Source organism: Streptomyces sp. NPDC023573, assembly GCF_055559735.1.
This window is the reverse complement of the sequence record NZ_JBVHKB010000018.1, coordinates 12,488-24,799: the sequence shown is the minus strand read 5'-3', so window position 1 is coordinate 24,799 and position 12,312 is coordinate 12,488. Positions and strand designations below refer to the sequence as shown.

Annotated in this window: 10 protein-coding genes, 1 tRNA gene, 1 pseudogene and 1 riboswitch; of the genes and pseudogenes, 5 read left to right on the top strand and 7 right to left on the bottom strand. The window is 72.2% G+C overall.

Features of this window, described 5'->3' with window-relative positions; translation table 11 throughout:
- The 3 genes from ACZ32T_RS35140 to ACZ32T_RS35130 all read right to left on the bottom strand — a co-directional run bounded on the left by ACZ32T_RS35140 (position 1) and on the right by ACZ32T_RS35130 (position 2,220).
- Positions 1 to 159 carry a hypothetical protein gene (locus ACZ32T_RS35140; protein WP_467274257.1) on the bottom strand — a complete coding sequence of 53 codons (159 nt, stop codon included), beginning with the start codon at positions 157 to 159 and terminating at the stop codon, positions 1 to 3.
- A gap of 207 nt (positions 160 to 366) precedes the next feature.
- Entirely contained in the window at positions 367 to 1,752 is a 1,386-nt protein-coding gene (locus ACZ32T_RS35135; RefSeq protein WP_467274259.1) for an FAD-binding oxidoreductase, read from the bottom strand.
- Between the two features lie 198 nt (positions 1,753 to 1,950).
- Complete coding sequence (locus tag ACZ32T_RS35130) at positions 1,951 to 2,220, bottom strand: hypothetical protein (protein WP_467274260.1); 270 nt, start codon at positions 2,218 to 2,220, stop codon at positions 1,951 to 1,953.
- A gap of 212 nt (positions 2,221 to 2,432) precedes the next feature.
- Between ACZ32T_RS35130 and ACZ32T_RS35125 the strand changes: the two genes are divergently transcribed.
- From ACZ32T_RS35125 to ACZ32T_RS35105, 5 genes and pseudogenes are all read left to right on the top strand, one after another.
- Positions 2,433 to 2,506: transfer RNA gene (locus tag ACZ32T_RS35125), tRNA-Met, on the top strand.
- A 132-nt stretch (positions 2,507 to 2,638) separates the two neighbouring features.
- Positions 2,639 to 2,779, top strand: a pseudogene (locus ACZ32T_RS35120) (TipAS antibiotic-recognition domain-containing protein); the annotation flags it as partial.
- 133 nt (positions 2,780 to 2,912) lie between these two features.
- Positions 2,913 to 4,070, top strand: coding sequence for a PP2C family protein-serine/threonine phosphatase (locus ACZ32T_RS35115; RefSeq protein ID WP_467274262.1), 1,158 nt, complete (start codon positions 2,913 to 2,915; stop codon positions 4,068 to 4,070).
- Between the two features lie 233 nt (positions 4,071 to 4,303).
- Positions 4,304 to 4,456: riboswitch (cyclic di-AMP (ydaO/yuaA leader) on the top strand.
- Between the two features lie 11 nt (positions 4,457 to 4,467).
- Positions 4,468 to 5,508 carry a M23 family metallopeptidase gene (locus ACZ32T_RS35110; RefSeq protein WP_467371465.1) on the top strand — a complete coding sequence of 347 codons (1,041 nt, stop codon included), beginning with the start codon at positions 4,468 to 4,470 and terminating at the stop codon, positions 5,506 to 5,508.
- A gap of 151 nt (positions 5,509 to 5,659) precedes the next feature.
- A complete protein-coding gene (locus ACZ32T_RS35105) occupies positions 5,660 to 6,604 on the top strand; it encodes an aldo/keto reductase (protein WP_467274266.1) in 945 nt (314 codons plus the stop codon).
- Here ACZ32T_RS35105 and ACZ32T_RS35100 read toward each other — a convergent pair.
- From ACZ32T_RS35100 to ACZ32T_RS35085, 4 genes are all read right to left on the bottom strand, one after another.
- Positions 6,601 to 8,049 carry a PrsW family intramembrane metalloprotease gene (locus ACZ32T_RS35100; RefSeq protein ID WP_467371462.1) on the bottom strand — a complete coding sequence of 483 codons (1,449 nt, stop codon included), beginning with the start codon at positions 8,047 to 8,049 and terminating at the stop codon, positions 6,601 to 6,603. The genes ACZ32T_RS35105 and ACZ32T_RS35100 overlap by 4 nt on opposite strands.
- Before the next feature lie 61 nt (positions 8,050 to 8,110).
- A complete protein-coding gene (gene trmB / locus ACZ32T_RS35095) occupies positions 8,111 to 8,983 on the bottom strand; it encodes a tRNA (guanosine(46)-N7)-methyltransferase TrmB (protein WP_467371459.1) in 873 nt (290 codons plus the stop codon).
- Positions 8,976 to 10,232, bottom strand: coding sequence for an L-2-hydroxyglutarate oxidase (gene lhgO, locus ACZ32T_RS35090; protein WP_467371457.1), 1,257 nt, complete (start codon positions 10,230 to 10,232; stop codon positions 8,976 to 8,978). Before lhgO ends, trmB begins: the two co-directional genes overlap by 8 nt.
- A gap of 148 nt (positions 10,233 to 10,380) precedes the next feature.
- A complete protein-coding gene (locus ACZ32T_RS35085) occupies positions 10,381 to 11,877 on the bottom strand; it encodes a sporulation protein (RefSeq protein WP_467371455.1) in 1,497 nt (498 codons plus the stop codon).
- Between the last annotated feature and the right edge of the window lie 435 nt (positions 11,878 to 12,312).

Genomic DNA, 12,312 nt, shown 5'->3' with positions numbered 1-12,312 from the left:
TCATTCGGGCTCGTCGGCGACCGGAGGCAGGTCGGGCTCGATGAACAGGCCCGCGTACTGCGGAGTGGGCAGCGGGGCCGAGGCGCCCGTGTCGGCGGTCGAGGCCGCTGAGGCCGTCTCGGGGTGGCGCCGGTTCGTGCGGGCAGGCATGTCGGTCATCTCAGGTGTCCTGTACGTAGGTGTGTGGTGAGAGCCCCGTGACCGAATCGCTGCGGTGCATGCCGGACCGGTCCTGACCGGCAGGGCGACGAGGTGCCGCTACCGGTGCCGCGCCGCTCCGGGGGCGTCCGGAACATCATGCGGTGCATGCAGACTGTAACCCTCCCGGCACGGCTTTCCCCCGGTATTGCGAGCCCGGCGTGACGGTCAGTGCGGCGCGGCGGGCTCGATGTTCTGGTTTGCGTGGAAGAGGTTGTGCGGGTCGTAGGACCGCTTGATCTCCGCGAGCCGGTCGTGGTGGCCGCGGTAGGTGGCCCGGACCCGGTCCCGGGACTCGCCCGTGCCGAGGAAGTTCACGTAGCCGCCGCCCATGGAGTGCGGGTGCAGCGCCTCCCAGTAGCTTACGGCCCACTCCCGCAGGGCCGCCGCGTTGGCCGGGTCGGGATCGATGCCGGCGATGACGCCCGACCAGCGCGCGTCACGGTAGGCCCAGGCCGTCTCGTCGGGCCCGACCCGGGCGGCCGCGCCGTCGACCGGATACAGGTGCATGGTCGACAGGCCGGTGGGCAGCTTCCCGGCGAAGGCCGCGTGCACCTCGACGGCGTCGTCCGTGATCCGGTCGAAGAAGTCCCCGCGCCAGTACCACTGGAGGCCGGACGGCAGCAGTGCGTCGAACATCGACTGCAGCGCCGGGTAGGGCATCGGCGCCGTGAAGTGGAAGGCGGGCGGACCCGGTTCGTCCACGACGGCGAGGGTGTCGCCCAGAGCCTCCGGGTCGGCCGTCGAGGACCAGATGACCCCGCACATCTTCTGTCCGTGTATCTCCTCGGGGAACGGCGGGCCCGGCGGGACGCTCAGCGAGGCGAAGAAGCCGTACAGGTCGTCCGGTGCCTGCGGCAGGAAGCCGCGGTACCAGCGCATGACGTCCTGGAAGAGGTCCAGGGGCCAGAGGGTGATGCCGACGCCCACGGTGTCGACGGGGTGCAGCCCGAAGTCGAACGACGTCACGATGCCGAAGTTGCCGCCGCCGCCACGCAGCGCCCAGAACAGGTCGGGGTGCTCGCTCGGGTTCGTGGCGACGAAGCTGCCGTCGGCCAGGACCACGTCCGCGGAGACCAGGTTGTCCACCGAGAGGCCGTACTTCCGGGTGAGATAGCCGTGCCCGCCGCCGAGGGTGAGCCCGCCGACGCCGGTGGTGGACATGATCCCCGACGGGGTGGCGAGGCCGAATGCATGGGTGACGTGGTCGAGGTCGCCCAGCGTCGCGCCGCCGTCCGCCTGGGCGGTCTGGGTGGCCGGGTCGACCCGCACGCCGTGCATGGGTGAGAGGTCGAGGGTCACGGCGTCGTCCCGGAGGCCGAGGCCGGGACCGCTGTGCCCGCCTCCTTGGACGGCGACGTCCAAGCCGTTCTCGCGGACGAAGTCGACGGCCGCCATGACATCCGCCGTGTCGCGGCACCGGACCACGGCCGCAGGCCGCTTGTCGATCATGCCGTTGTACACCGCTCGCGCCCGCCCGTACTCCTGGTCGTCCGGGCCGATGACCGGACCGCGCAGAGCTGTTCGCATCGTTTCGAGCAGGGTGCCGTCCATGATCGTCTCCTAGCGCACGCGTGCGCCCGGCCTCCCCTGCGTCGGGTGAGGCAGCTGAGCCGACGCCGGCACCTGGGATGCCGCGCGGACGGGACCGAACACCGAAAGGCTTTGCCCCTCCAGCGTCCCGCCGCTCCGGGCACCCCGCAATCGCGCGCCGTGCCCCGGTCCCGGCCGGGGCACGGCGCGGGCTCAGCCCTACGGAGCTGCCGTGGTGTTCTCCCGCGTGGGGGCCGTTGTCCTGCGCAGATGCACCATGAGCCCGATGAATCCGGCGGCGAACCCGCTGAACAGGCCGGATATCCCGTGATTGAGCGCGTTGGCCGAGGCGCTGTCGGGTACACCGATGACCAGGTAGTTGACGGCGGCGCTGATCGCCGCGCCGAACAAGGCGCCGATCACTCCGCTCACGAGCGACAGCCGCAGCGGTGACGGCGTGGCCGGGGCGGGTCTGTGCGGTGTGGACATTCGGTAGCCCTCCAGAGAGGCGAAACGCGAGATCGGGGGGTGCGGCAACATCCTTGAGCACGTCACTGCGCCTGGCAACTGCCCGGGCCGCGCCCCCTGTTGCCGTATCGCGTCGGCTGCGCGGGGCTCCCGGTCGCGAGAGGTGAGGGGCGGTCGCGTGCATAAGTGGTCGGAGCACCGTCCCGGATGGCGTAGAGTTGCAATCACAACGGCGCGGGGTGGAGCAGCTCGGTAGCTCGCTGGGCTCATAACCCAGAGGTCGCAGGTTCAAATCCTGTCCCCGCTACTGAAGACTGAGGCCCGGATCCTTTCGAGGATCCGGGCCTCAGTCGTATGCCGTCACTCGGCTGTCAGGTGTGGGCTCGGTCGAGGAGGTGTTCGACGGCTTCGGCCACCCGGGTACGAGCAGAAGCTCATCCGTGCGTATGTCACGGGCATCGGGGAGGTGTACGTCGCCGATCCCCGTCTCGGAAGGAACTACGATCGCCATGGGGACGGAACCGCCGTCTTCGTACGGGACGCACTGACGATCCACGCGCAGCACCGGTCCCCCGGCTGACCACCGGTGGGCGGGGCTCCGGGGCGCTCCTCCCTTCGGCCGATGACGAGTCGCCGTTCGGCGCGGCTCCGGCCGGCCCGGGCGGGGCGCGGTACCGTCCGCACCCGTGGGTGGACCGGGCAGGAGCGCACAGGTGGGGAAGCGGGACGGACGGCGGGGGAGCGCTGCCGGGAACTCACGTTCCCGGCTTTTCGTGCGGGTCCTTCCGGCCCTGATGATCGGCTTCGGAGTGATCCTCGACCTCCTGACGCCGGCCGAGGTCACCGCTGTTCCGCTCTTCGCCGCCGCCCCGCTGATCGCCGCTCCGTTCTTCTCGCCGGCCGGCACGGTCCGGGTCGGCGTGACCGCGATCCTCGTGGTGCTCGCCATCCGGATCTCGGACGGTGCGCTCGGTGACGTCGTGCCGCTCACCGACCTGCTCACCCTGGTCACGGTCGCCGCGCTCTCCCTCGTCATCAACCGCGTCGTGCGCCGCAGGAACGACCAGCTGGCCTCGGCGAGGGTCATCGCGGAGACCGCGATGCGCGCGGTGCTCCCGACGCCCGAGGACCGGATCGGCGGGCTGCAGGTCGCGGCGCGGTACGAGGCTGCCCAGGCGGACGAGTTCGTCGGCGGCGACCTCTTCGCCGTCGCGGACACGCCGTACGGGGTGCGTCTGGTCCTCGGGGACGTACGGGGCAAGGGGCTGGACGCGGTGGCCGCGGTGGCCGTCGTGATCGGGGCGTTCCGGGAGGCCGCCGAGCAGGAGAGGTCGCTGGAGGGGGTCGTCCAGCGGCTGGAGCGGGCGCTGGCGCGTGAGGGCTCGCGACGGGGCGGGCTCGACTCCATGGAGGGGTTCGTCACCGCCGTCGTCGCGGAGATCCCGTCAGGCGCCGATCTCCTGCGGATCGTCAACCGCGGACACCCCGAGCCGATCGTCCTCCACGCGGACGGGACGCTCGACGTGCTGGCGCCGAAGGCGCCCGCGCTGCCGCTCGGGATGGGGCTGGACGCGTGGCCGGACCGGGCGGACGAGTGGACGCTGCCGGACGGGTCGATGTTCCTGGCGTTCACCGACGGGCTCTCCGAGGCGCGGGACGCGAAGGGGGTCTTCTACGACCCGGCGGCCCGGCTGCGCGGCCGGCTCTTCCCGGGGCCCGAGGAGCTGCTGTCCGCGCTCACCGATGACGTACGGCTGCACACCGGTGGCCGGTCGACGGACGACCTGGCGCTCCTCGCGGTCGGCCGTCCGGCGCGGGGCCAGCAGGAGCGGCGGACGACGGTGAAGATCGTGGGGCGGGACCGTGGATGACCGGTCGCGACCGTCGGTAGTCGAGGGACCCCGCTCCGCATAACAGTTGACGCACCGTCAGAAAGTGCTGGCCGGATGAGGGGTGTTCAAGTCGCCCGTTTGCGCCCGTTTGACCCCTGAAAGTCCAGGCCAGGACGATGACCGATCTATGGGAACAGCTTGGAATCGGACCCGGGTGTCTATTAACGTTCGATAACGCAGCGCGGTTGTACCCGCCGTCGCAAGAGACGGCACCGTGCGCAGCGCCGAATTCCGCAAGGGAACCGGGGAACCACCTACATGGGGTGAATCGGACACCTGTGTCTCGCGAGAGACGAAGGGGTCCGTAGGAGACCTTCCTGCTCCGAACCCGTCAGCTAACCCGGTAGGCGAGAAGGAAGGAAAGGAGTGCGCCCACGTGGCGTCCAATCAGCCTGCCCCCGAGGCCCCGTCATCCTTCAGGACCGACAGCTTCGGTGATGAGGACAGGACTTGGGATGAATGGAACCCCACCGCGGAGTCCATCCGTCCCGTACGCGGTCGGCACCGCGTAGCCAAGCAGCGCGGTCTCGCCCGTAGCTCCACCGTCCTCGGTGTCGGCGTCATCGCGGCCGTCGGAGCGGGTGGCATGGCCACCGCGCAGAGCAAGCCGCCGGTCTCCATTTCTCTTCCCGATTCCATCGCGGACAATCTCCCCGACGCCAAGTCCCTGCCCGGCGTGGGCGCGTTCATGTCCGGTGACTCCGACTCGGACCACGAGACGGTCGCCGCGTCCGCCCCCCTGACCAGCGCGGGCATCACCGCCTCCGAGGCCGAGCAGGGCGCCACCGACGCGGGAGAGGCGCTCCGCGCGCGCATCCTCCAGCAGGCCGAGCAGCAGCAGGCCGGAGCCGAGGCCGAGGCCAAGGCGGCACAGGAGCAGGCGGCGGCCGAGGCTGCCGCGGCCGAGGCGGCGAAGCAGCAGAGCGAGGCGGAGGCGAAGGCCGCCGCGAAGAAGAAGGCGGCCGAAGAGGCGGCGAAGAAGAAGGCCGAGGCCGAGCGCCTCGCCAAGCTCGCCGCCAGCTACGCCATCCCGACCTCCTCGTACACCATCACCTCGACCTACGGGCAGTCCGGCTCCATGTGGTCGTCCGGTCACCACACCGGGCTGGACTTCGCGGCCCCGACCGGCACTCCGGTCAAGGCCGTGCACAGCGGCACCGTGAAGTCGGCCGGCTGGTCCGGCTCGTACGGCTACCGCACGGTCCTGGAGCTCGATGACGGCACGGAGATCTGGTACTGCCACCAGTCCTCGATGGACGTCACCGCCGGACAGAAGGTCACCACCGGCGAGACCATCGGCCGTGTCGGCGCCACCGGCAACGTGACCGGGCCGCACCTCCATCTGGAGGTCCACACCCCGGACGGCACCGGCATCGACCCGATGGGCTGGCTGGGCAGCAAGGGCCTCTCGGTCTGACTCGGATCGGACGCTGACGCCGCACGCGGCGCACCGGAACCCCGGCGGCCCTGACGCACAACCCCCCGACGTCAGGGCCGCCGGTCTGTCCGGGGCCGCCGTCCGGGGCGCAAACGGAATAGTCGCCTCAGCCGGCTCGTTGTCCCCGGGTATGACTTCTCTGCGCCCGCTCGGTTCATCGAGCCTTCAGGTCTTCCCCCTCGCCCTCGGCGGCAACGTCTTCGGCTGGACGGCCGACGAGGACGGCACCTTCGCCGTTCTCGACGCGTACGTGGCGGCCGGTGGCAACTTCATCGACACCGCCGATTCCTACTCCGCCTGGGTCCCGGGCAACGAGGGCGGCGAGTCGGAGACCCTCATCGGCAAGTGGCTGGCGGCCCGCTCCCGCCGCGACGACGTCGTCGTCGCCACGAAGGTCGGCGCCCATCCCGCGTACAAGGGGCTCTCACCCACCACGATCAAGGAGGGGGCCGAGGCGTCCCTGCGCCGGCTCGGCACCGACCACATCGACCTCTACTACACGCACTTCGACGACGAGAGCGTCCCCGTCGAGGAGATCATCACCGCGCTCGACCAGCTGGTGAAGGCGGGCACGGTCCGGGAGATCGCCGCGTCCAACATCAGCCCCGAGCGGCTCCAGGCCTCCCTGGACTTCTCCGAGCGAGAGGGCCTCGCCCGCTACGTGGCCCTTCAGCCGCACTACAACCTCGTCTCGCGCGACACCTACGAGGGCGCGCTCCAGGACACGGCGGCCGCCGCCGGTCTCGCCGCCGTCCCCTACTTCGCTCTCGCCTCGGGCTTCCTCACCGGCAAGTACCGGCCGGGGGCGTCGGTCGAGAGCGCGAGGGCCGAGGGCGCGGCCAAGCACCTGGAGACCGAGCGCGGGCGCAAGGTGCTCACGGCGCTCGACAGGATCGCCCAGGAACACGGTGCCGAGATCGCCACCGTCGCTCTCGCCTGGCTGGCCTCGCAGCCGACCGTCGCCGCGCCCATCGCCTCCGCGCGGACGGTCGAGCAGCTGCCGGCGCTGATGGCGGTGTCGGAACTCCGGCTGACCGGCCAGGAGCTGGCGGAGCTGACCGAGGCGTCGGCCTAGGCCGGACCGGCGGGGCGCCCGCCCTCCTCCAGGTACGGGTTGGGCCCGCCGTAGTGCCGGTGCGGTGCGGGGAGGTGCTGCGGCGGGCCGCCGTACGGGAACTGACGGGGGAACGGCGGCGGGGCCTGCGGGCGGAAGGTGCGCAGCCGCCCGGTCGCGTGGGCCGCGTACGTCAGAGCCGGCGCCGCGATCTCCCGGCGGTGCCACAGATGGTGCAGCAACTCCTGCTCGCGGAGGGCGAAGTCCTGCCCCGCGCCGTCATGGCGGGCCCGGCGGCGCAGCATGGCGAGGGACGCCGCGAACGACTCGTACTCCGCGACGGCGCGGGCGGCGGCCCTGCCCCGGGCTCGGTCCGGGGTGCTGTTCCAGTGCCTCGCCATGTCGCGGGCCATGCCCCGCGCCCGCATCGAGGCCAGCGCGAGCGGCTCGGCGGGGGTCAGCCAGCCGGCCGCCGCGTACACCGGCAGTTCGGTGGAGAGCGTGCGCAGCTCCCGCTGGCGCGACCAGACCGCGAGCCAGGTCACCAGTCCGAAGCACGGCACCATGAACGCGCCGTACACCGCGTAGAAGCCGTACGGACCGAAGGCCGACGAGCCGTTCCACAGGGCGTGCATGCCCATCGCGAGAACGAGCCCGAGCAGGGGCAGGGCCACCCGCCGCACCCGGTGGCGCGAGCCGCCGAGGGCCGCGATACCGAAGCCGATGCCGGAGAGCACGGTGAACAAGGGGTGCGCGAACGGCGACATGACCACGCGGACGAAGAACGTCCCCGCCGTCACAGAGGCGAAGCCCGTGGTCCCCATCTGCTGGTCCTCCCCGAAGGCGTTGCCCAGGTAGAGGATGTTCTCGGTGAAGGCGAAGCCGGTCGCGGTGAAGCCGGCGACCACGATGCCGTCGACGATCCCGCCGAACTGCCGTCTGCGGAAGAGGAAGATCAGCAGGACCGCGACGGCCTTCGCGGTCTCCTCGACGACCGGGGCGACGACCGTGGCCCCGAGGGTGTCGGCGCTCGCCGGATCCGCGGTGGCCGTCGCTATCCACCGGGTCGCGAAGGAGTTGGCGATGATCGCCACGAGCGCGGCGGCGCACGCGCCCCAGGAGAACGCGAAGAGCAGATTCCGCCAGGGGCCCGGTTCGACCCGGTCGAGCCAGCGGAACGCCGCCATCAGCAGCGGCACGGGCAGCACGGCGAGACCCAGGCCCACCATGAAGCCCTCGGTGCCCGTCTGCCGGCGCACCAGGGCCAGGATCACCAGACCGCAGAGCGCGAGCACCGTGATCAGCGCACCGGCGCGGAACGCCTTGCTGCGCCAGACCATGCCGACGCGGCGGGGCCGGTAACGCCACTGGCCTCGCTCCGGGACGGCGCCCAGGAACTCGTCGAGCTTCTGCTCCTCGAGAACCGGGACGTCCGGTTGCTGGTGCTGCACGGACCCCTGGTACACCCGACGACCCTAACGAGGGCCACTGACACCTGGCCATGCCGCGGTGACGGGCCGTGGCTGATCAGCGACGGGTGAACAGCACGTCGTGCACGACGTGGCCCTTGTCCAGGCCCTGGCCCTCGAAGCGGGTCAGCGGCCGGAACGCGGGCCGCGGCGCGTAGCCACCGTCCGCCTGGGTGTTCTCGAACAGGGGGTGGGCCGTCAGGACTTCCAGCATCTGCTCCGCGTACGGCTCCCAGTCCGTCGCACAGTGGACGAGCGCGCCCGGCTTCAGCCGCCGCGCCACCAGGTCGAGGAACTCCGGCTGGATCAGCCGCCTCTTGTGGTGCCGCTTCTTGGGCCACGGATCGGGGAAATACACCCGGAGCCCGTCCAGAGCGGCCGGCTCCAGCATCTCCCGGAGCAGGATGATCGCGTCGCCGTTGGCGACACGGACGTTGGACACCCCCGCCCGGTCCGCGAGACCCAGCAGGTTGCCCTGGCCGGGTGTGTGGACGTCGACGGCCAGGATTCCGGTGCCGGGGTCGTCGGCCGCCATCTGCGCCGTGGCCTCGCCCATGCCGAAGCCGATCTCCAGGACCACCGGGAGACCGTCGAACAGGGTGGGCAGGTCGAGGACGCCCTTGCCGTCGATGTCCAGGCCCCAGGTGGGCCACAGCCGCTGGAGGGCCTCCTCCTGGCCGGCGGTCACCCGGCTGCGGCGGGGCTGGAAGCTGCGGATGCGGCGCTCGTGGTGCGAGCCCGCCGGGTCGGCCGCCGGGCCGCCGGGGAAGCGGGGCTCCTGGCGCAGCCTGCGCTGCCGCTCGAAGGAGGCGGCCCGCCGCTCCGCGGCGTCCGCGTCCGGCGTGGCGTCGGGGCCGGTCTCCGGCGTGGCGCCGGGCGTCTCCGTGGCGGGGCCGGGCGTCTCTGGGGTGGGGTTCAGGGGCTCAGACACAATGACCCGATTCTACGGCGGGAGGCGCCCACCCCGTCGCGCGAGCCCGCAGCAGGGCCCGGCGTGCCACCTCCCTCCCGATGGGCAGGGACGCGGTCGCGGCGGGTGACGGGGCGTTCAGCACATGCACCGTGTGCGGGGCGTCCCGGATCAGGAAGTCGTCCACCAGCGTGCCGTCCCGCAGGACCGCCTGGGCCCTGACCCCGGCCGGGGAGGGCCGCAGATCGGCCTCCGTCACCTCCGGCAGCAGCCGCTGGACGGCCCGGGTGAACGCACTCTTCGACAGGGATCTGTGGACCTCGCCCGCCCCGTACCGCCAGTGTCGCCGGGCGATCCGCCAGGAGCCGGGCCACGCCAGGGTGGCGGCCAGCTCACGCGGGTTGACGACCGCCCGGCCGTATCCCTCGCGGGCGAGGGCCGGCACGGCGTTCGGGCCGATGTGGACCGTGCCGTCGACGCCCCGGGTCAGATGGACCCCGAGGAAGGGGAAGGCCGGATCCGGCACCGGATAGACGAGCCCGCGCACCAGCTCCGGCCTCGCCAGCTCGTAGTACTCCCCGCGGAACGGCACGATGCGCGCGCCCGGGTCGTCACCCGCGAGCCGCGCCACCCGGTCGCTGTGCAGCCCCGCGCAATTGACCAGCACACGGGCCCTGACCACCTGGCCGTCGGCCGTGCGCACCGCGACCCCCCAAGGGCGCCGGTCGACGGCGACGACCTCCGCGCCGTAACGGATCTGGCCTCCGGAGGCGCTCACCTCGGCGGCGAACCGGACGGCGACCGCGGTGAAGTCGCACACCCCCGTCGTCCCCACCCGGATCGCGGCGAGGCCGCGCACCCGTGGTTCGTACTCCGCGATCTGGGCGGGGCCGAGCTCCCGGACCGGCAGGCCGTGCGCCCGGCCGCGCTGCACCAGGGCGTGCAGCCGGGGCAGCTCGGCGCTCCGCGTCGCCACGATCAGCTTGCCCGTCACGGCATGGGCGATCCCGTGCTCCGCGCAGAAGTCCACCAGCTCGGCGGCGCCCCGCACCGCGTAGCGCGCCTTGAGCGATCCCGGCGCGTAGTAGATGCCGCTGTGGATCACTCCGCTGTTGCGTCCCGTCTGGTGCTCGGCGGGGCCCCACTCCTTCTCCAGCACCGTGACCCGGGTGCCGGGCGCGGTGCGCGTGATCGCGTACGCGGTCGACAGACCGACGATTCCGCCACCGATCACCAGCACATCGCAGTCGTACGCCGCGTGCGTCATCATCACGCCACCTCCCACCCCGATAGTGCACTGACCCACTGACAACCGGCTCAAACCAGGGAAGGCGTCTGCGTGGCGTGACGTTCCTTCCCTGGATCCGGCGAAGATCCGGCGGAACCGGGGCGTACCGGCGGCCCGGAGCCGGACAGCCCTATGCCGGGGCGACGAGGAGCGGACGGGCCCGCTCCCGCAGCTCCGCCACGCGGGGCTCGTCCCCGTACGGCTCCAGTCGGTGCAGCAGGTCGCGCACGTACTCGGTGGTGCGTGCCGAGGAGATGCGTCCGGCCACCTCCACCGCCCGCGTCCCCGCCGCGCAGGCGGCGTCGAGGTTGCCCGACTCCAGCTCGGCGACCGCGGACACGACGAGCCGCAGCCCGTGCGAGCGCACGAACTCGTCGGTGGGTTTCGACAGGGCCTGCTCGGTGAAGCGCCGCACCTGCCGGGGCGCCTTGAGGTCGCGGTAGCACTCGGCGGCGTCGGCGGCGAACCTGTCGTACGAGTAGAACCCGAGCCACGCCGGGTCGGAGTCACCGGCCCGGGAGCGCTCCAGCCAGCTCTCGGCGGCCCGGAGAGCGGCCCCCGCGGCCGGTGCGTCGCCGGCCTTCGCGTGGGCGCGCGCCTCCACGAGCCGGAAGAAGCTCATGGTCCGCGCGGTGGCGAGCCCGCGGTTGCGCTCGACCGCGGCCTGCGCGAGGTCGACGCCCTCGTCGGCGAAGCCACGGTAGGTCGCCTGCAGGGACATCGACGCCAGGACGTATCCGCCGAGGGGGACGTCGGCGGCGGCGCGGGCCAGGCGCAGCGCCTGGATGTAGTAGCGCTGGGCGGCCTCCTGCTGGCCGGTGTCGAAGGCCATCCAGCCGGCGAGCCTGGTCAGCTCGGCGGAGGCGCCGAAGAGCGCCCTGCCCACCTCGTCGCTGTAGGAGCCCAGCAGGAGCGGGGCGGCGTCGACCCGTAAGCACTCCGGGACCATGGAGGAACGCCAGTCGCCGCCGCCGTACTTGGAGTCCCACCGGCGCGCGTCCTGGGCCGCCTCGCGCAGTTTGGTCACGTCGTTGTGGCCGACGCGCAGCAGGGCGCCGTCGGCGGCGGTGTCCGGGCCGGGCTGGACGGGCACGCCGGGCAGCGCGCCGGTTGCGCCCTCCGTGCCGAGGATGGCGGCCTGGGCGGCGGTCGGGTCCCGTGCGACCGACGGATCGGCGGGGGTTATGAGCCAGCGGGACGCGGGGGTCGCATAGGCGCTCACCGCGAAGGAACCCGCCAGCGACTGCCAGATTCCTCCGCCGCCCCGGCGGCCCGCCAGATCCAGCCGGTACAGATCCGTCGCCGAGCGGACCGCCTCCCCCACGTCGCGGGGGAAGGCGAGACCCACCTCAGGCGCAGGATCGGCGTCGGCCAGCCCGATCTCGTGCAGCGGGACGGGACGGCCGAGTTTGGCCCCTATCGCCGCCGCGATGAGATGGGGCGCGGCGCCCTGCGGCACCATGCCCTTGGCGACCCACCGGGCCACCGACGTCTTGTCGTAGCGAAGTGTCAGACCGCGCTGTGCTCCGAGGTCGTTGACCCGCCGGGCGAGCCCGGCGTTGCTGATTCCCGCGAGGGCGAGAACCGTGCCGAGCTTCTCGTTCGGCCCGCGTTGCTCCCTGGACATGCGCCACCCCTCGACACACAGACGGCCGCCGCGTCACCGTCAGGCGCGCGGCATTCGTACCGTGTTCTCCCCAGGTACGGTCCTGGGCACTCCGGCCGCACACGCATTTGGCCAGGCCCCGTGGAATATGCCGCCCTGCTGAGAACATCGGTAAACCCAGCGTAGTTCGCCGCATCCCCACCGTTAAGGGGCAGACCTCCGTATGGCGGGAATGTTGTCCGTGCGGTGCGGGGCGTGGGCGCCGTGCTCCTGATGTGTGGCCGTGCGCCCGGCCGTGCGCTCTGGTCCGGCCGTGGCGCAAGCGCTTCGATGGATCCTGCGTGGGTCGGCCCGCTGAACTGGACTCGGCGGGCTGGGGGAGACCGCCGCCCCAATCCCCGCGGGCGGCGAACCGGTCCGGGAGGTGACGAACACCTCCCGGACTGTGCGCCGCAC

Bases quoted from the DNA above. Each gene is read 5' to 3' on its own strand.
- lhgO (WP_467371457.1), bottom strand. From the start codon at position 10,232: ATGATGACGCACGCGGCGTACGACTGCGATGTGCTGGTGATCGGTGGC.
- ACZ32T_RS35130 (WP_467274260.1), bottom strand. From the start codon at position 2,220: ATGTCCACACCGCACAGACCCGCCCCGGCCACGCCGTCACCGCTGCGG.
- ACZ32T_RS35085 (WP_467371455.1), bottom strand. From the start codon at position 11,877: ATGTCCAGGGAGCAACGCGGGCCGAACGAGAAGCTCGGCACGGTTCTC.
- ACZ32T_RS35105 (WP_467274266.1), top strand. From the start codon at position 5,660: ATGACTTCTCTGCGCCCGCTCGGTTCATCGAGCCTTCAGGTCTTCCCC.
- ACZ32T_RS35140 (WP_467274257.1), bottom strand. From the start codon at position 159: ATGACCGACATGCCTGCCCGCACGAACCGGCGCCACCCCGAGACGGCC.
- ACZ32T_RS35135 (WP_467274259.1), bottom strand. From the start codon at position 1,752: ATGGACGGCACCCTGCTCGAAACGATGCGAACAGCTCTGCGCGGTCCG.